Source organism: Novosphingobium sp. NPDC080210 (assembly GCF_050281025.1).
GTDB lineage: Bacteria > Pseudomonadota > Alphaproteobacteria > Sphingomonadales > Sphingomonadaceae > Novosphingobium.
The window spans coordinates 74161-89923 of the sequence record NZ_JBNNWL010000005.1 but is presented as its reverse complement, the minus strand read 5'-3'; the positions used below and the strand labels follow the sequence as shown (position 1 = coordinate 89923).

Genomic DNA, 15763 nt, shown 5'->3' with positions numbered 1-15763 from the left:
ACTAGAATTGCGGGGGCTTTGGCATGACGCACCTGCTCAACTGCTATGAGATCGACGACCTCGACGAGATCGATGGCGACGGCCAGCTTGCCCTAGTCTGGTGTGAAACCCATCACCGCTATGAGTGGCACAATATCCCTCGCGCCTATGTCAGATACGGCGGAACGATCCAGACCACTCGCAAGCCGCTTTGGGAAAAGGGCGGCTTATGATCCACGTCAGCCAGCACGCGCTCGACCGTTACCGCGAACGCATCGCCAACCTAAGCGACGATGAAATCCGCGCGGCCCTGATTACCCCGGCTGTCATGACCGCTGCGGCAATCGGGGCGCGCTTTGTTCGGATCGCGTCGGGGCATCGCATCGCCCTGGCCGATTACACCATAACCACGATCCTGCCGCCTGACCATTTCCGCAAGCAGGTGCTGCGAACCGGGCTGGCGCGCTTTGGCAAGACTGCGAAGGCGCATCGGCGGGAACATTACCGAGGAGGGCTTCATGGCGATATTTGCTGATGACTATATCCGACGCGCATCCCCTGCGAGCCTATCTATCCATTGCGGAGCGATCATCTCGCGCATGGCATGCGCTTCTTGCGGGGCGAACGATGAATGGCGGATCAATGGCAACAAACCGCCTGCAGAAATCATCCCGCGCCATTTCGCAAATAAAGGGTGGAATCTGCATCGCCGCCCGGTGTGCCCTTCCTGCCAAGCTAAGAAAAAGGAAAAGCCAATCATGATTAAGCCCAAGCCTGAACCGGCACCGACCTTCGACGCAAAGGCAGCGCGCCGTGAAGCGCACGACCTGATCGCCATGACGTTCAACATTCCGACCGGGCAATACAACGATGGCTATTCCGACGAACGTATTGCCAAGGAAACCGGCATTGGAGTGGATTGGGTCAAGCATCGCCGGGAGGATGAGTTCGGGCCGCTGAAAGAACCGGACGAATTGACCGCGATGCGCAAGCAGTTGGCCGATGCTGCTGCCAAGGTTGAATCCATCAAGTCGCAGTTTGACCAGCTTTGCGCGGCAAAGGGATGGGCTGCCTGACTGGGCAGTGCAACCCAAGTTTGAACAGTTAGGGGTTAGAAATGGCTAAGGCAAAGCGCAAGAATGTCCAGATCATTGAAGAACTCGACGGCCCGACCCCGGAGCAGATGGCTAAGGGCGGCTATGCCCGCTTGACCATGCCGAACCCCGATGGCGGCAATCGGCAGGCGCAAGTCCATATCAATCGCGGCTTTGAGCAGAATGGCCGCTTATTCAAGTCTCGCCACTTTGACCGGCTGCACAAGGCTGGGCAGTTTACCGATGAACAATATGAAGCTGGCGTATGGTATCGGGATCAGCATGAGCGCGGGCGCTTTGATCAGCCGAAAATGAGCAACCTCTACCGGGTCCAGGGCGGGGTTGTGGTAAGCACAAGCGATTTGACCCAAGATGCGCGCGATAGGTGGCGCAATGCGAGAATGGCTTTCCCGCGTGATATGGTCGGTTTTATGGATGGGTTACTACTCCACAACCGATGGCCCAGGCTACACCACCGCGAAAGGTTCAGAACTCTTGATCGCGTCAGATCAGCCTTGGATTGCCTGTGTGCTCACTTGGGAACAAAACGGCGTTGACGGCGGAACATTTCGGGTGTATTTATGACCACGATGCGGAATTTCCGTCCATTTGACGTTGATTGTGATTGCCGCGCTTTCTTCATTGAAGAAGAACCGTGGCAATATTTCGTTCTAGAGAGCGAATTTCCCTCCTACGTCTATGTGATTCAGGCGGGTAAGGATGGCCCGGTCAAGATTGGTTCAGCCCAAAAGCCTAGTGAGCGCCTTCAAGAGTTACAAACCTCCAACTGGCAGCAACTGTATTTGAGGGCAGTCGTCCCTTGTGGGCCGCGAGTGGTAATTGAAAAGGTTGCCCACGCGCTTGCGGATCGTCACAGGATACGCGGTGAATGGTTTGATCTTGAGCCGCTAAAGGCTGTTGAGTTTGTTGTGACGGCAATGGCCTTGAAGGGTCTTGATCCGAAGCCGTTAGCCGATGCAATGCGTGGGCTTGTCGTCACGCCGGATAATTACAACAGGGCCAAGCGGCATGAGCCTTATGATAGCGAACGCAGGATTGCTTTGCGTCAGAGGCTAGGAATCGATTGAACCCGCAGCCTGTGAAGGTTTGCGGGCTTTTCTGTATCAGTTGGCCGCAAGGCCCCGGCACTCCCCACCTTCAACTAACGTCCAGCCCGATCACTTGGGGGCATGAAGGTTGCGCGAGAGTGCCGGTTACATCGGGCGCGGTTATGGCTTGGTCAAAGCAGTCCAGGCATGAGCGCGGCTACGGCACCGCATGGGACAAGCTGCGCAAGGTCGTATTGGCGCGGGACAAGTTCCTTTGCCAAGCCTGCCTAAAGAATGGCCGCGTTACTCAAGGTAATCACGTCGATCACATCAACCCGAAGGCCAAAGGCGGAACGGACGACCTCGACAACCTGCAATGCCTCTGCGCCGAATGCCACGAAGCCAAGACTACGCGCGAGAATGGCGGCATGGTCAGGCTGGTGATCGGGGTTGATGGCTGGCCGGTCGCGTAATATTATTGCGGGGGCGGGTAATTTCTTACAGCCCTGTGGGCGTCGGACCGCCTATCGCCCATTCTTTCAACGCTATTACAGGAATTTTTCTCATGGCAGGTCGCAGGCAGCGCATTGACAGTGCGACCGCTGCGGTAGCGGTCATGCAAGGCGCGGTGGCAAATGAATTGATGCCGCCGGAACACTCAAATTTGAACGAAGCAGCAATGCCATTCTGGCGGGCGATTATTCGCGGGCGCGCGCGCGAAGAATGGGAAGGCACTCCGGCGCTCATGGCCACGGCGGCAAGCCTTGCCTGGACGCAGTGGCAGGTTTCGAAGCTGCGCGGTGAGATTGAGAACGATCCTTTGCCGGATGCCAAGGCGGTGCAGCGGGTTTCGGACTTGCAGCGGCTTGAAATGGGTTATCTGCGGGTTCTGCAACAGCATGGGCGTGCAGCGCAAGGCGAGGCGCGGGACGTAACCAAGCGGCGGGAAGTGGCGGCGGGTATTGCGGCTAACAACCCGCTGGACGATGATCTTTTGGCGAGGCCGTCGCTACAGTGACGCGCGGCGAGAAGGTTATTGCCTTTATCGAGCGGTTTTGTCGCGTCCCGGAAGGGGCGAAGGTTGGCGAGCCGATCCAGCTTGCCGATTTCCAGCGCCGGTTTATCCTCGCTGTTTACGACAATCCGCACGGAACGCGCCGGGCTTATTTGGCGATTGCGCGAAAGAACGGAAAATCGGCAATTATTGCCTGCCTGCTTTTGGCTCACCTAGTTGGGCCGGAGGCAAAGTTGAATAGCCAATTGGTCAGCGGCGCTCGGTCGCGCGATCAGGCATCGCTCGTATTCGCGCTGGCGAGTAAAATGGTGCAGTTATCGCCTGAACTGTCGAAGGTGGTCAGGATCGTGCCTTCTGGCAAGAAGCTGATCGGCCTGCCGATGAACACCGAGTTCAAGGCGCTGGCCGCAGACGGAACCACGGCGCACGGGCTTTCGCCAGTTTTCGCCATTTTGGACGAAGTTGGGCAGGTCAAAGGGCCGCAAGACGATTTCATTGACGCGATAACCACCTCGCAGGGCGCGCATGACGAGCCTTTGCTGGTGGCAATCTCGACGCAGGCTCCGACCGATTCGGATTTGTTCAGCCGGTGGCTGGACGATGCGGAACGGTCGCAAGATCCTTCGATTGTCAGCCACGTTTATAGCGCACCGGAAGGTTGCGCGGTCGACGATCCGGCGGCATGGCAAGCGGCAAACCCAGCCTTGGGCTTGTTTCGTTCGATCCGCGACGTTGAAGAACAGGCCGCGCAGGCCAAACGGATGCCAGCGCAAGAGAACACATTTCGCGTGCTTACGCTGAACCAGCGGGTCAACATGGTTGCGGCGTTCGTTTCGCCGACCGTGTGGAAACAAGGCAATGCGGCGCCTTCGGAACTGGACGGGCTGGTAAATGGCGGGCTTGACCTGTCGGCAACAACTGACTTGACCGCGCTTGTCCTGACTTGCCGCAAGGATGGGCTGCTCATGGTGCAGCCTCACTTCTGGATGCCGCAGGATATGGTCGCAGAGGCATCGCGCCGCGACCGCGCGCCCTATGACGTTTGGGTCCGCGAAGGCTTCATGCGGACCACACCGGGCAAGGTTATTGATTACGATTTCGTCGCGCGGGACATTGGGGCAATCACGGCGGGGCTAACGATTGGAAAGATCGGCTTTGACCGCTGGCGCATGGACCGAATGAAGGGGGCGCTTGAGCGGCAGGGGGTTGAATTGCCGCTTGAGCCGTTCGGGCAGGGTTATGTCTCAATGTCCCCGGCGCTCGATGCGCTGGAAGCGGACCTATTGAATGGCGTTGTGCGCCACGGCGGGCATCCGGTGCTTGCCATGTGCGCGGCTAATGCGGTGGCGGTGCCTGATCCTGCAAATAATAGGAAGTTGGCGAAAGATAAAGCAACTGGACGAATAGACGGGATGGTCGCCCTCGCCATGGCTTGTGGCGTAGAGGCAACAAGTAAAGAAGCGCCCGTTTATTCACCTTGGGACGATCCGAACTTTACTCTAGTTGCGTGATTTGCTAATAAAAACGGGCCGCAGCGGTGCTACCAACACCACGCGGCCCTAACCAAAGCGAAGGGTGAGTTCGCATGGCTGATGCCGGTATAACGCAAACCAAGGTTTGCACCAAGTGTCGCGGGGAAAAGCCTGCCAATAATGATAATTTTGTGCGCAAACTGGGCAAGTTGACTGCTCAATGCAAGCCATGCTTACGGGCAAGCAAAAGGGCCGCTTGGGCAGCGAATGCAGCCTCAATAAATGAAAAGCGCCGCTTGTCGCGCGATGATGAAACTAGACGGAAAGACCGAGAGTATTACGCGGCCAACGCAGATCGATTGGCTAAACGTCAATACGCTTGGAATAAGGCTAACCCAGAGCGAAAAGCTGAATTAGACGCTCAATCTTATTATCGCAATGCAGATGCAAGGCGGAAGCGGGCGCGAGAATACGCTAGAGAAAACAGGGACATTAGGCGCGCAGCTTGGCTTGCATGGCACAACCAGAAAAGGCGCGATGATCCAGTTTATCGGTTGCGGGCGTCTGTTTCGTCATATGTCTATTTTTGTCTGCGCAAGGAAAAGGGCGGAAAGAAGGTTGAGCAACTTTTAGGTTACTCAATTAGCGAACTTCGCGCCCACATAGAGCGCCAGTTCACGCGCGGCATGACTTGGGAAAACTACGGCGAGTGGCACGTTGACCACATCTTGCCAGTGGCTTCGTTTAATTTTGACAGTCCAGATGATCCAGATTTTAAGGCCTGTTGGGCGCTTACAAATCTCCGGCCTCTCTGGGCAGATGACAATATCAGAAAGTCGGACAAGCGGCTTTTTCTGCTTTAGCTTGGTGGGGGCATAATGGGCTTTCTCGACATGATCGGCTGGCCCCGCGACCCGGTGGCTGAAAAGCGAATGATTACCGAAATACCGGGAATCGAACGGCCTGGCGCGAACTTGCTGCAGGTCTATGGCCTCGGCAATGTCGAATTGCCAAGCGTGACGGTTGATAGCGCCTTGACGGTTCCGGCAGTGCTGGCGGCGGTTTCTTTCCTGTCGCGTTCGCTGGCCGCGCTGCCCTTGCACGTTTACCGCAATACGGCGCGCGGTGCGGAACGGATTAGCGGCGGGCTGCAAACGCTGATCCACGAAGCGCCGAACCGGGAATGGACCAGCTTCAAGCTGCGGCAACATTTCTGGCAACAGGTATTCACGACCGGGCGCGGGCTGCTCTGGATCGAGCGCAGCGGCAGCAACATTACGGGGCTTTATCCGGTCAACCCGACCAAGGCGAAAATTTCGCGCGATAGCATGGGCCGGTCGTTCTATGAGATCGGCGGCAAGGTTTATCCGGCTGCGGATATTATCGACGTTCCCTTTATGCTCAAAGCCGATGGCGTTGCGCATTACGGCCCGGTCGTCATGGGTGCGCCCGCAATCCAGCTTGCCCTTGCGATGAACAACTACGGTAGCCGGTTCTTTGCTGGCGGCGGGGTTCCGCCCTTGGCGCTGGAAGGGCCATTGCCGCAGGGGCCGGAAGCGATGAAACGCGCGATGGCCGATATTAACCGCGCGATCGAAAGCGCAAAGGCGCAGGAAAAGCCTATTTTTCCGATGCCGCCTGGCCATAAGCTAACGCAAGTCGGCTTTGATCCCGACAAGGGACAAATGACCGAAGCGCGGCGGTTCGCGGTCGAGGAAATCGCGCGGGTCTATCAAATCCCGCCTGTGTTCCTGCAGGACTTGACGCACGGAACTTATAGTAATTCAGAGCAGCAGGACTTGCACCTGGTCAAGCACCTGATTGCCCAATGGGCGCGGGCGTTGGAGCAGGAGTTCAATCTCAAGCTATTCGGACAGCGCAATGGTGGGCGGTTTGTCGATCACAACCTCGACGGCCTCATGCGCGGCGATTTCGTCACGCGAATGAACGGGCTTGCGCAGGCGGTGCAAACGGCGATCCTGACCCCGAATGAAGCCCGCGCGCTCGAAAACCGGCCGGCGATGGCGAATGGCGACGATCTGATGATCCAGGGGGCAACGGTTCGGCTCGGCTCGCAAGATGATAATTCGCCGGAAGATACCACCGAGGACGACAATTCAACCGGGGATGCCGTGACGCCTGACAATGAGGACGAAAGCGCATGACAATGGAACGTCGCGCCCTGACAGCCGCGCCGGAATTGCGTGCGGACGGCGGCGCAAAGGTCGCGCGAGGTTATGCCGCGCTGTTCAATTCCGAAACCGATATTGGCGGCTATTTCCGCGAAAAGATCGCACCCGGCGCGTTCAAGGATGCAATCGGCGGCGATATTCGCGCACTGATCGACCACGACACTGGCCGCGTGATTGGCCGCTCGGCATCCGGCACATTGCGCTTGAGCGAGGACGAAAAGGGTCTGTTCGTCGAAATCGACCTGCCCGACACGACCGACGGGCGCGATCTGGCGGTTCAGCTTGAGCGCGGCGATATTTCGGGAATGTCGTTCGGCTTTGCGGTGACGCATGACGAATGGGACGAAACCGGCGATATTCCGCTGCGCACGATCCACGCGGTCGAACTGTTCGAAGTCTCGGCGGTGGCGTTCCCGGCTTATGGCGATACGTCGATTGCCCTGCGTTCGCGCGACGAGGCCCGCAAAGAGCGGGAAAAGAGCGAGGAACGCAAGCAGCATAATCAGGAAGGCTATTTGAAGCGCAAGGCTGAACAAGAGCAGCGTTTCCGCCGCATCTGACCAGTTTCCCGGCGACCACCGGAGGCCAGCGGGGGGCTTTTTCCTCGCATTGCAGACCCGCCATTTCGGCGGGTTTTTTCATATCCGAAAGGTGAGATTATGTCTCTGACTGCCCTACAGGAGCAGCGCGGTCGCCTCGTTACCCAGGCCCGCGAAGCGCTCGACGAAATCAAGGCGAACACCGACGAAAGCCGTGCCGCTGAACTGGAAACCCGTCACGACGCGATCATGGCCGAATTCGACAAGGTGGAAGCCAACATTGCGCGCGAACAGCGCCTTGCTGCCGCCGAAGCCCGCGCCGAAGAAATCCGCGCCGCTAATCGCCCGAATATGGAAGGCGAAGCACGCGGCAGCGAAGAACCGGCCAAGCCGGAATACCGCGAAGCCTTCATTGAACTGGCCCGCAACGGTTTTGACGTTCAAGCCATTTCGGCAGAGGCGCGTGCCGTGATCAAGGCAGGCGTTGCGGAATTCCGCAGCCAGTCGACTTCGGCAACCGCTGGCGGCTATACGGTCCCGACCGATCTTGCCACCGCCATCGACAAGACCCTCAAGATGTGGGGTCCGATGTATGACGAGGACATTTGCACCGTCCTGACCACCGCATCGGGCAACGCAATTGATTTCCCGACCGTCGATGACACTGCGGTTGCGGTTGCCAAACACACCGAAGGCGCGGCCATGACCGACGACGGCGGTGTTGATGCAACCTTCGGCAAGATGACCCTTAACGCTTATGCGTTTGACACCGAATGGGTCCAAGTTTCGATGGAACTGCTGCAGGATAGCGCGGTCAATATCGAAGCGTTTATTGGCGAACTGCTGGGCGAACGTCTTGCCCGCCGCGTCAATACCGAACTGACCACGGGCGACGGCAACGGCGATCCGAACGGCATTGTCACCGCCTCGACGCAGGGCAAGGAGTCCGCCAGCGGCACGGCGATCACCGCCGACGAACTGATCGACCTGCTGCACTCGGTTGATCCGGCTTATCGTATGTCGCCCAAGGCTCGCTTCATGTTCAATGACAGCACCCTTGCCGCGATCCGCAAGCTGAAAGACGGCCAGAATAACTACCTGTGGCAGATGGGTGACGTTCGCACGGGCGCACCCGGCACGCTGCTCGGCCAGGCTTACAGCGTCAATCAGGCGATGGACTCGATCGGCGTTGGCAAGAAGGTCGTCCTGTTCGGTGACTTTTCGAAGTATTACGTCCGCAAGGTCGGCGCTCCGGTCGTCGGCGTTCGCCGCGAATACTACTGGCCGGACATTGGCCTCGCCGGGATCGTTCGCCTCGACGGCGACCTGATCCAGACCGGTGCAGTCAAGCACCTGCTCTGCAACGACGGCGTTTAATTGATGCGGGCGGGGGCTTCGGCTCCCGCCCCTTCAACTAGGGGCGACCCATGAAAATCAAAATGCTTGTCAGCATGGCTGGCGCAGACTTCGCACTAGACGCGGGGCAGGAAACAGAACGCTTTGGCGATGCGGAAGCATTGCGGCTTGTGAATGCGGGTTATGCCGTTCCGGCTGCTGGGCCTGTCATCGAGCGCGCTGTCAAATCGCCTGCGCGCGAGAAAAGAAAGGCTAACTAATGTCATTCTCCAACACCGCAGAACAGGCCATCATGGCGCTGATCTACAACGCGACGGCTTGGGCCAACTACGCCGACAACGCCGCAACCTCGCCGCAGACGCAAGTCGCGGTTGCTTTGCATACGGCTGACCCCGGCGAAGCAGGCACGCAGACCACCAGCGAAATCGCGTACACCAGCTACGCGCGCGTCAACGTCAACCGCAACTCTGGCGGCTGGTCGGTATCGGCGGGCGTGGTTTCACCGGCTGCAACGATTTCGTTCCCGGCTGGCACCGGCGGATCTGGCACGGCTTCGTACTTCTCGACCGGCAAGACGGGCGGCGGCGCGACGGACGTTCTCAATCGCGGCACCGTTTCGCCGTCGATTGTGACCGGCTCGGGAGTTACGCCCCAGTTGACCACAGCCACGACCATCAGCCTCGATTGATTTCCGTTACTTTACAATAAGTTAGGAAATAAGAATGAGCGCAATGTCCTTCCGCAATCTCCTCTCCGCAGGCGATGTGGAAGGCTTGCGCGCGTTCTGGCGCAACGCATCCCCGCACTTGCCGCAGCCCGAAAGCCGCGAACAGGCGGAAATCGTGATGCACCGCGCGCGCACCGAGGCGGAAAGCCTGCCAATCGACAAGCGGGCCTACTCGCATCGCTGGCTTTGCGACCGTGGCTTGCCTTCGGGCTTGCCGGACAATCTCAAGCCGCGCGCCGAACGGATTTATCCGCGCGTTGTTGAGGCGGTCGGGATCAGCGTCAACGCGCGTTCCGAAATGCTCAAGCCCCTCGCGCGCGAAGTCGAGCGGGCAATGGCCGATGCGGTTGAAGAGGCATACGCGGACGGGCGCACCGATGCAGGCTTCATCAAGGCGCGCATGGCCGAAGTCAAAGACCGCACCTGGCGGCAACTCATGGGGGCGCGGCTATGACTTCCTACACGCTCGGCATCGGCGGCGAAGTTCCTGTCGTGCAATGGGTTCGCCCCGGCCAACCCGGCGAATGGGAGGTCTTTTGCAACACACCCGCTGGCTATGACGTTTACGCGGTCGGGCCGAATGGTGAGCGGCTGGTCGATAGCGGAGACGCGCCGACCCATAAGACGATTTCGCCCACCTTGCGCGATGGAGAAACCGCGCTCGTTATTCGGGCGAGATAGTCATGGCGTTTGGCTATGTCGACTCTCTCGGGACCGTCCAGAACAAGACTGGCGCAACCACCGCAACGCTGACCACTTCGGCGGCAGCGAACGCGGGCGATCTTGTGATTATCCTGATTGCGAAGGATAGCGCCTCTCTCACTGGTTCAAACGACGAAATACCTGGCGTTGGCGATAGCGCGAGCAATATTTACATCAAACTTGCTGAATATACGAACGCAGCATCAACAAGCTCTGGCGCGGGGGTTACAGTTGGCATCTACGCCTGCAAGCTGACTAACTCGCTTTCAAGCGGTAGTACGATTACTATCAATTTCAATGCAAGCACCGCAGCAAAGGCAATCGCTGCGCATCGCTTTACGATGGGTTCGGGTACCCTTAGCAGTACCGAATTTGTTACTGCTCCGGCTGGGATCAGTTCAACCGCCCCAACCCTGACGAACCGCGAACACCTTTACCTTTACATCAATGGCGATGAAGGATCGGTAACAGGTATAACAGCTGCAACTGCTCCAGCGGCAGTTCTAAGCGGGACAAACACCACAGGCGGCGGCTCGGCATCAAATATGTCGGTCAGTGGTGCTTATGGCATCATTACGGACGCGGGCGGCAGCAATCTAGGCTTGAGCCGCAACTCTTCAGGCAATGACAGTGCAGCAATTTTCCTCTCCGTTTACGAAGTCGCAGCCAGCGGCGATGCACCGCGCGCGGGCGTAGCAAGCGCCACCGCAAGCGCAAGCGGAACGGGCGCGTCAACCGCAGCCACGCAAGGCAGCGCCACGGCCAGCGCCACGGCAACCGCGCTAGGCTCGGCAGCGATCCAAACGGACGGCACCGCAAGCGCAACAGGCGCGGCAAGCGGGATTGGCGTTGCGGCTATCGCGGCGCAAGGTTCGGCCAATGCGACCAGCGCGGCTAGTGCAACGTCCAGCGTCCTGATCGCAGGACAAGGCGCGGCAAGTGCAGCGGCTACGGTCAACGGGGTTGGCGCGGCGATTGACGCGGGCGCAGGTTCGGCAAGTGCAACCGCCACCGCAACGGCAATCGGCAACGCGAACTTTGCGGGAACCGGCACCGCCACGGCAGCGACAACGGCAAGCGGGGTTGGTGCAGCGGCATTCCCTGGCACCGGCACATCCAGCGCTTCGGCAACGGCTGCGGCAACGGGCGCGCGGATCGCGGCGGCACAAGGCACGGCCAGCGCTACGGCAACCACGCTAGGCGCGGGCAATGCGAATTATGCCGCAATCGGCGCAGCGAGCGCCGTAGCGACCACGAACGGCGTTGGCGGGTCTATCCGTGCGGCGGCGGGTTCCTCGCTTTCTACGGCCAGCGCTACGGCATTTTCTGGCAGTTCATCGGTTGCGCAAGGGGCGGGATCGTCGAGCGCGACCTCAAGCGCCTCGGCAACGGGCGCGGCAATCGCAACCGGTGCGGGCAATTCGTCGGCAGCGGCGGCGACCTCGGCAACCGGCCAAGGGATCGGCAGCGGCGCGGGCAATTCGGCTGCGACCTCGACCGCAAACGCAACTGGCGCAAGCATCGCGGCGGCAACCGGCACGGCTTCGGCCAACGCTACGGCAAGCGGCCTTAGCGCGGCGGGTTCCATCGCAAGCGCAACCGGCACCGCAAGCGCAACCAGCGCGGCAGGCGGGATCGGGCAGGCAAACGCGGCGGCAAGCGGTAGTTCGGCGGCATCGGCTTCGGTCGGCGGCGTTGGGCGGTCGGTCGCGGCGGGGGCAGGCTCGGCAGCGGCAGGCGCAAACGTCACGGCGATTGGCGCGGCGCTATCAATCGGGGCGGGTTCAGCCACGGCAAGTGCGGTGGGAACCGGCAACGGCACGGCAGCGCGGCAAGCGACCGGAACGGCAACGGCAGGCGCGCAGGGACAGGCAATGGGAGCAGCTACGGCGGGCGCAACCGGCTTGTCGGCGGGCTTTGGCGTTGTGGTCGGCGGGGCTTCGGCCATCATCGATGCGGCGGGCTTGTCGGCGGCGAACGCCAGCGGGACCGGCGTTGGCGACCTCGCTGGGCGGCGGTTCCGCTCAACGCGCAGGCCGCTGTTTATTTTCTCCCCTTCGCGGGATGCGGCGCTTTCGAATGCAATCCGCCCGCGTGCGGTCAGTCAGATGCGGAGAAGTTAAGTGGGCATTTCATTGATCACAGCGCCGACCGCATACCCCGTCACGCTGGACGAGGTAAAGGCGCAATGCCGCGTTGACGGAACTGCCGACGATACCGCCCTTAATGGCTATATCGCGGCGGCAACGGATTACGTCGAACAATACACGGGCCGCGCGATCATGGCGCAAACCTGGAAGCTGACCCTAGACGCTTTCAGCGACAGCATCCTGCTACCCAAGGGGCCGGTGCAGTCGATTAGCGCGGTCCAATACTTCAACGCGGAAGGGGTGGAAACAACCCTGTTGCCGGAATTCTACACGCTGGACGCAAGCGATCCGGCTTGGATTGTGCGCAATTCCGGTAGTGCATGGCCCGAAACGCTTGATGCGATCAATGCTGTTTCGATTACCTATGTCGCAGGCTATTCACAAACTCCCGCCGCTATCAAGCAAGCGATCTTGCTGCTGGTAGGGGATTGGTTCCGCAGCCGTGAAAACACCGCGCTTGGCAGTAATCAACCGAGCGAAATGCCGCACGCGGTAACGGCATTGCTCGCCAATTACCGCGCGTTTGGATTCTGATCATGGACGCGGGACGGCTTCGGGATCGCGTGACGATCTACCAGCGCAGCGAAACGCAAGAGGCGACTTACGGCACCAAAACTGTCGCATGGTCGGCGCTGGCGACGGTTTGGGCCGAGGTGCAGGACATATTGCCGAGCCGCGCGGAAAACGCGGCAAACGGGATCGACATTGCACGGCGACCGGCACGCATTCGGATGCGCTGGCGCAGTGACATTGACATGACCATGCGGATCGAGGCGCGCGGGCAAATGATGCGGATTATCGCCGGGCCTGTCGAACTCGGCAACCGCGAAGGCATCGAAATCGTGGCGGAACATCTGACAACGGAAGGGCAAGAGCCATGAGCGCGGCATTTCCGGTCAAGGGGCTGAAAGAACTCGACGCGGTTCTGACCCATCTGCCCGCCAATCTGCAAAAGGGCGCGTATCGCGCGGCCCTGACTGCAGCGGCTTCGGTCATTCGTGACGAGGCCCGGATGCGCGCACCAAAGCAAACCGGGCTTATGGCGCGGTCGATCCAGACCGGCAGCGCGCGGCAAAATTCGGACGGTTCGTTTTCGGTCAAGGTGCGCTTCAACGGCAAGACCGATCGCGGCGGCAATAACCACGCCTTTCTCGGCCTGTTCATCGAATACGGCGTTGCCCCGCACTTCATCAAGGCGGGCGATAGTGGCAAATCGGCGCGGGTGCTGACCAAAGCGTCAAAGCGCGGCGATGTGACCGGCGATATTGTAACCGGGGCCATGAAAATTGGCGACAAGTTCATAAGCGGTTCGGTGTTCCATCCTGGCATTCCGGCGCGGCCATTTTTCCGGCCAGCGCTTGAAGCCAAGGCAGGCGAGGCGGTGCAGGCATTTGCCGAGCGCATCCGGGCCTATATCGAGAAAAAGACCGGCTTTGATGCGGGTGCGGCGATGGCAGACGCGGCATGAACGGGGTTGCGGCGCTTCGGCAGGTTTTGGCGGCTGACGCGGCCTTGACCGCGCTTGTCCCTGCACCGCGGATTGTCGCGGGCGTTATGCCGCAAGGCACGGCGCTTCCGGCAGTGTCGATCACCAGCGTTGGCGCGAACAATCGCAACCTGGCCGATCCCGGCGCAAACCGGCACGTTTCGGAGCGGGTGCAGGCAACCGTTCTTGCAGCCAATTACCCGGCGCAAAAGGCGATCATGGCGGCAGTGACCAAGGCGGCGGCAGACAAGTTCCCAACCGTCGCGGGCCTGTCTGCGGTGACGATCCACGCGCTGTCCGATGGCCCTGATTTTATGAACGAGGATGCCAGCATTTACCTTGGCAGCATCGACTTTCGCATAACTTACTTGGAGCAACGCTAATGATCGAAGCCATCGCGGCGCGGCGGTTTACGCTGGACGGCGCTGCATATGCGCAGGGTGACGCGCTCGCCCTTTCCGACAACCAGTTCGCAGACTTGGAGGGCGCGGGCCTTGTGGCAATCGCCCTCAAGGCGAAAGACATTGCCGATCCCGGCAATAACCGCCCTTCCGGGCATAATCGAAAGGCAAAGTAAATGGCAGTTTTCACCAGCGCCGGGACCACCTTCGGCATCTCGGCTTCCGCCCCGGCGACCTATGACTCGACGGGTTATGCCGCCCTGACCTTCACCACGGTTGGCGAGATCAGCGACCTTGGCGAAATTCCTTCGCGGATTTACGAACTCGTTACCTGGCAGCCGATCAACGAGCGCGGGATGCGCAAGGCCAAGGGCGGTTATCAGATCGGCTCGCAGACCATTACGATCGGCATTGACCCGGACGATGCAGGCCAGACCTTGCTCGACACCGCCACCAGTTCCGACACCGTTTATTCGGTCAAGATCGCCAATACCAATCTTGGCACGATCTATGCCCGCGCCCTGATCATGGGCGGGCCGAAGTCTTACGGCGACGTAAACACCATTGCGACCCGCCAGATTACGCTGGAATACACGATCGTTAGCCAGACTTCCGACGGCATTGTGTTCGTCGATCCGGCCTAATTCGGCTTCAACCCGTGAGTTGATTTAACCTCGCTTTTTGCGGGGTTTTTTATGTCCCTGTCCGCGTCACGGAGCGGGCAGGGACACCTTACCGTGAAAGGCTAAATCAATGGCAGTCAACGCCCTTACTAAACTCGCCGCCGAACTGTCCGACATTCCGCTTAAGGAAATGGACGGCTCGCCCATGCTGGACGAAAACAACGAGCCAGTAACCGCAACCATGTTCAGCCCGGCCTCGAAAATCTATCAGGTCGCGCGGCAGGCCCGGAAGCGCAAGGCGATGCGCAAGGTGCGCGAGAACGGCGGCAAACTGGAAGCGGTTGCCGACGATAGCGATGATGTGATTGAATTCCTCTGCGCGATCACCAAGCGCTTTAACGGGCTGGAAATTCCCGGAGAGGCCGATCAGGTCCGCGCGATCTACAGCCACGACCAGCTTGGCTATATCCGCGATCAGCTTTCCGATGCTGCGGACAATTGGGAAAATTTTACGCAAGCCTCGAAGCCGAGTGCTGCCTTTACGCACGCCAACTAGCTTGGCTTAACGCTACCCCGGAAGTCGAACACAAGGGCCAAGGGAAGCGTCCAGAAACGCCAACCCGCCGCGAAGCCATGCTGGCACGCGGCGAGGTTGTGCGAATGCCTGACTGCCTCGCAATCCATCTAGTCGAATGGTGGCTTGAGATCGGCCCGACGCAAGCGGGCGGAATGGGCGAGGTCGGGCTAAGTTGGCAGGAAATTGCCGCTTGGCAGGCAATGGTCGGGGTTGATCTAGAGCCTTGGGAGGCGCGGGCCATTCGCGCCATGTCGGTCGCGTTCGTTTCGGAACGCCACCAAGCCAAGGCACCGGATCGGCCCGCGCCATACAATACCGAAACCGTCGCGGTTGTTCGTGACCGCGTGACTTCGCAGTTCGCGGCCATGATTGCGGCGCGCAACACGCAAAATCTTGATTGA

The 15763-nt window shown here is 59.7% G+C and carries 26 protein-coding genes; 24 read left to right on the top strand and 2 right to left on the bottom strand.

What is annotated here, in order from left to right; genetic code table 11:
- Positions 1-23: 23 nt before the first annotated feature.
- From ACQKOE_RS13920 to ACQKOE_RS13845, 16 genes are all read left to right on the top strand, one after another.
- A complete protein-coding gene (locus ACQKOE_RS13920; RefSeq protein WP_427513318.1) occupies positions 24-212 on the top strand; it encodes a hypothetical protein in 189 nt (62 codons plus the stop codon).
- Positions 209-514, top strand: a complete 306-nt coding sequence (locus ACQKOE_RS13915; protein WP_427513317.1) for a hypothetical protein — start codon at positions 209-211, stop codon at positions 512-514. Before ACQKOE_RS13920 ends, ACQKOE_RS13915 begins: the two co-directional genes overlap by 4 nt.
- Positions 498-1055 (top strand): hypothetical protein, encoded by a 558-nt coding sequence (locus ACQKOE_RS13910; protein ID WP_427513316.1) that lies wholly within the window; start codon positions 498-500, stop codon positions 1053-1055. Before ACQKOE_RS13915 ends, ACQKOE_RS13910 begins: the two co-directional genes overlap by 17 nt.
- A gap of 41 nt (positions 1056-1096) precedes the next feature.
- Entirely contained in the window at positions 1097-1630 is a 534-nt protein-coding gene (locus ACQKOE_RS13905) for a hypothetical protein (protein ID WP_427513315.1), read from the top strand.
- A gap of 24 nt (positions 1631-1654) precedes the next feature.
- Entirely contained in the window at positions 1655-2161 is a 507-nt protein-coding gene (locus ACQKOE_RS13900; protein ID WP_427513314.1) for a GIY-YIG nuclease family protein, read from the top strand.
- A 143-nt stretch (positions 2162-2304) separates the two neighbouring features.
- Positions 2305-2595, top strand: a complete 291-nt coding sequence (locus ACQKOE_RS13895) for an HNH endonuclease (RefSeq protein ID WP_427513313.1) — start codon at positions 2305-2307, stop codon at positions 2593-2595.
- A 143-nt stretch (positions 2596-2738) separates the two neighbouring features.
- Entirely contained in the window at positions 2739-3140 is a 402-nt protein-coding gene (locus ACQKOE_RS13890) for a hypothetical protein (protein WP_427513312.1), read from the top strand.
- Positions 3137-4648, top strand: coding sequence for a terminase large subunit (locus tag ACQKOE_RS13885; protein ID WP_427513311.1), 1512 nt, complete (start codon positions 3137-3139; stop codon positions 4646-4648). Before ACQKOE_RS13890 ends, ACQKOE_RS13885 begins: the two co-directional genes overlap by 4 nt.
- 74 nt (positions 4649-4722) lie before the next feature.
- A complete protein-coding gene (locus ACQKOE_RS13880; protein ID WP_427513310.1) occupies positions 4723-5472 on the top strand; it encodes a hypothetical protein in 750 nt (249 codons plus the stop codon).
- 15 nt (positions 5473-5487) lie between these two features.
- Positions 5488-6774 carry a phage portal protein gene (locus ACQKOE_RS13875; protein ID WP_427513309.1) on the top strand — a complete coding sequence of 429 codons (1287 nt, stop codon included), beginning with the start codon at positions 5488-5490 and terminating at the stop codon, positions 6772-6774.
- Positions 6771-7361, top strand: a complete 591-nt coding sequence (locus ACQKOE_RS13870) for an HK97 family phage prohead protease (protein ID WP_427513308.1) — start codon at positions 6771-6773, stop codon at positions 7359-7361. Before ACQKOE_RS13875 ends, ACQKOE_RS13870 begins: the two co-directional genes overlap by 4 nt.
- A gap of 99 nt (positions 7362-7460) precedes the next feature.
- Positions 7461-8717, top strand: coding sequence for a phage major capsid protein (locus tag ACQKOE_RS13865; RefSeq protein ID WP_427513307.1), 1257 nt, complete (start codon positions 7461-7463; stop codon positions 8715-8717).
- Positions 8718-8767: 50 nt separating this feature from the next.
- Positions 8768-8956, top strand: coding sequence for a hypothetical protein (locus tag ACQKOE_RS13860; RefSeq protein ID WP_427513306.1), 189 nt, complete (start codon positions 8768-8770; stop codon positions 8954-8956).
- Positions 8956-9384 carry a phage tail fiber protein gene (locus tag ACQKOE_RS13855; RefSeq protein ID WP_427513305.1) on the top strand — a complete coding sequence of 143 codons (429 nt, stop codon included), beginning with the start codon at positions 8956-8958 and terminating at the stop codon, positions 9382-9384. The genes ACQKOE_RS13860 and ACQKOE_RS13855 overlap by 1 nt, the downstream gene beginning before the upstream one ends.
- Before the next feature lie 34 nt (positions 9385-9418).
- On the top strand, positions 9419-9877 hold the full coding sequence (locus ACQKOE_RS13850) for a hypothetical protein (protein ID WP_427513304.1): 459 nt from the start codon (positions 9419-9421) through the stop codon (positions 9875-9877).
- Positions 9874-10104 (top strand): hypothetical protein, encoded by a 231-nt coding sequence (locus tag ACQKOE_RS13845; protein WP_427513303.1) that lies wholly within the window; start codon positions 9874-9876, stop codon positions 10102-10104. The genes ACQKOE_RS13850 and ACQKOE_RS13845 overlap by 4 nt, the downstream gene beginning before the upstream one ends.
- A gap of 673 nt (positions 10105-10777) precedes the next feature.
- Here the strand turns inward: ACQKOE_RS13845 and ACQKOE_RS13840 are convergent.
- Positions 10778-11335 (bottom strand): hypothetical protein, encoded by a 558-nt coding sequence (locus ACQKOE_RS13840; RefSeq protein ID WP_427513302.1) that lies wholly within the window; start codon positions 11333-11335, stop codon positions 10778-10780.
- 6 nt (positions 11336-11341) lie between these two features.
- Positions 11342-12073: a hypothetical protein gene (locus tag ACQKOE_RS13835; RefSeq protein ID WP_427513301.1), complete on the bottom strand. Its 732-nt coding sequence runs from the start codon at positions 12071-12073 to the stop codon at positions 11342-11344.
- 175 nt (positions 12074-12248) lie between these two features.
- On the opposite strand from ACQKOE_RS13835, the gene ACQKOE_RS13830 reads away from it, so the two are divergent.
- The 8 genes from ACQKOE_RS13830 (at position 12249) to ACQKOE_RS13795 (ending at position 15763) form a co-directional block, all read left to right on the top strand.
- A complete protein-coding gene (locus ACQKOE_RS13830; RefSeq protein ID WP_427513300.1) occupies positions 12249-12809 on the top strand; it encodes a head-tail connector protein in 561 nt (186 codons plus the stop codon).
- A 2-nt stretch (positions 12810-12811) separates the two neighbouring features.
- On the top strand, positions 12812-13156 hold the full coding sequence (locus ACQKOE_RS13825; protein WP_427513299.1) for a phage head closure protein: 345 nt from the start codon (positions 12812-12814) through the stop codon (positions 13154-13156).
- On the top strand, positions 13153-13743 hold the full coding sequence (locus ACQKOE_RS13820) for an HK97-gp10 family putative phage morphogenesis protein (protein WP_427513298.1): 591 nt from the start codon (positions 13153-13155) through the stop codon (positions 13741-13743). Before ACQKOE_RS13825 ends, ACQKOE_RS13820 begins: the two co-directional genes overlap by 4 nt.
- A complete protein-coding gene (gp17, locus tag ACQKOE_RS13815) occupies positions 13740-14144 on the top strand; it encodes a tail completion protein gp17 (protein WP_427513297.1) in 405 nt (134 codons plus the stop codon). The genes ACQKOE_RS13820 and gp17 overlap by 4 nt, the downstream gene beginning before the upstream one ends.
- Positions 14144-14338 carry a hypothetical protein gene (locus ACQKOE_RS13810; protein ID WP_427513296.1) on the top strand — a complete coding sequence of 65 codons (195 nt, stop codon included), beginning with the start codon at positions 14144-14146 and terminating at the stop codon, positions 14336-14338. The genes gp17 and ACQKOE_RS13810 overlap by 1 nt, the downstream gene beginning before the upstream one ends.
- On the top strand, positions 14339-14806 hold the full coding sequence (locus ACQKOE_RS13805) for a hypothetical protein (protein WP_427513295.1): 468 nt from the start codon (positions 14339-14341) through the stop codon (positions 14804-14806). It abuts the gene before it with no gap.
- Between the two features lie 109 nt (positions 14807-14915).
- A complete protein-coding gene (locus tag ACQKOE_RS13800) occupies positions 14916-15341 on the top strand; it encodes a hypothetical protein (RefSeq protein ID WP_427513294.1) in 426 nt (141 codons plus the stop codon).
- A 104-nt stretch (positions 15342-15445) separates the two neighbouring features.
- Positions 15446-15763, top strand: a complete 318-nt coding sequence (locus ACQKOE_RS13795; RefSeq protein WP_427513293.1) for a phage tail assembly chaperone — start codon at positions 15446-15448, stop codon at positions 15761-15763.

What these genes read in the sequence shown, in the direction of transcription:
- ACQKOE_RS13920 (WP_427513318.1), top strand. Translation starts at nt 24, where the DNA reads ATGACGCACCTGCTCAACTGCTATGAGATCGACGACCTCGACGAGATC.
- ACQKOE_RS13915 (WP_427513317.1), top strand. Translation starts at nt 209, where the DNA reads ATGATCCACGTCAGCCAGCACGCGCTCGACCGTTACCGCGAACGCATC.
- ACQKOE_RS13910 (WP_427513316.1), top strand. Translation starts at nt 498, where the DNA reads ATGGCGATATTTGCTGATGACTATATCCGACGCGCATCCCCTGCGAGC.
- ACQKOE_RS13905 (WP_427513315.1), top strand. Translation starts at nt 1,097, where the DNA reads ATGGCTAAGGCAAAGCGCAAGAATGTCCAGATCATTGAAGAACTCGAC.
- ACQKOE_RS13900 (WP_427513314.1), top strand. Translation starts at nt 1,655, where the DNA reads ATGACCACGATGCGGAATTTCCGTCCATTTGACGTTGATTGTGATTGC.
- ACQKOE_RS13895 (WP_427513313.1), top strand. Translation starts at nt 2,305, where the DNA reads ATGGCTTGGTCAAAGCAGTCCAGGCATGAGCGCGGCTACGGCACCGCA.
- ACQKOE_RS13890 (WP_427513312.1), top strand. Translation starts at nt 2,739, where the DNA reads ATGCAAGGCGCGGTGGCAAATGAATTGATGCCGCCGGAACACTCAAAT.
- ACQKOE_RS13880 (WP_427513310.1), top strand. Translation starts at nt 4,723, where the DNA reads ATGGCTGATGCCGGTATAACGCAAACCAAGGTTTGCACCAAGTGTCGC.
- ACQKOE_RS13875 (WP_427513309.1), top strand. Translation starts at nt 5,488, where the DNA reads ATGGGCTTTCTCGACATGATCGGCTGGCCCCGCGACCCGGTGGCTGAA.
- ACQKOE_RS13870 (WP_427513308.1), top strand. Translation starts at nt 6,771, where the DNA reads ATGACAATGGAACGTCGCGCCCTGACAGCCGCGCCGGAATTGCGTGCG.
- ACQKOE_RS13865 (WP_427513307.1), top strand. Translation starts at nt 7,461, where the DNA reads ATGTCTCTGACTGCCCTACAGGAGCAGCGCGGTCGCCTCGTTACCCAG.
- ACQKOE_RS13860 (WP_427513306.1), top strand. Translation starts at nt 8,768, where the DNA reads ATGAAAATCAAAATGCTTGTCAGCATGGCTGGCGCAGACTTCGCACTA.
- ACQKOE_RS13855 (WP_427513305.1), top strand. Translation starts at nt 8,956, where the DNA reads ATGTCATTCTCCAACACCGCAGAACAGGCCATCATGGCGCTGATCTAC.
- ACQKOE_RS13850 (WP_427513304.1), top strand. Translation starts at nt 9,419, where the DNA reads ATGAGCGCAATGTCCTTCCGCAATCTCCTCTCCGCAGGCGATGTGGAA.
- ACQKOE_RS13845 (WP_427513303.1), top strand. Translation starts at nt 9,874, where the DNA reads ATGACTTCCTACACGCTCGGCATCGGCGGCGAAGTTCCTGTCGTGCAA.
- ACQKOE_RS13835 (WP_427513301.1), bottom strand. Translation starts at nt 12,073, where the DNA reads ATGGCCGAAGCCCCGCCGACCACAACGCCAAAGCCCGCCGACAAGCCG.
- ACQKOE_RS13825 (WP_427513299.1), top strand. Translation starts at nt 12,812, where the DNA reads ATGGACGCGGGACGGCTTCGGGATCGCGTGACGATCTACCAGCGCAGC.
- ACQKOE_RS13820 (WP_427513298.1), top strand. Translation starts at nt 13,153, where the DNA reads ATGAGCGCGGCATTTCCGGTCAAGGGGCTGAAAGAACTCGACGCGGTT.
- gp17 (WP_427513297.1), top strand. Translation starts at nt 13,740, where the DNA reads ATGAACGGGGTTGCGGCGCTTCGGCAGGTTTTGGCGGCTGACGCGGCC.
- ACQKOE_RS13810 (WP_427513296.1), top strand. Translation starts at nt 14,144, where the DNA reads ATGATCGAAGCCATCGCGGCGCGGCGGTTTACGCTGGACGGCGCTGCA.
- ACQKOE_RS13805 (WP_427513295.1), top strand. Translation starts at nt 14,339, where the DNA reads ATGGCAGTTTTCACCAGCGCCGGGACCACCTTCGGCATCTCGGCTTCC.
- ACQKOE_RS13800 (WP_427513294.1), top strand. Translation starts at nt 14,916, where the DNA reads ATGGCAGTCAACGCCCTTACTAAACTCGCCGCCGAACTGTCCGACATT.
- ACQKOE_RS13795 (WP_427513293.1), top strand. Translation starts at nt 15,446, where the DNA reads ATGCCTGACTGCCTCGCAATCCATCTAGTCGAATGGTGGCTTGAGATC.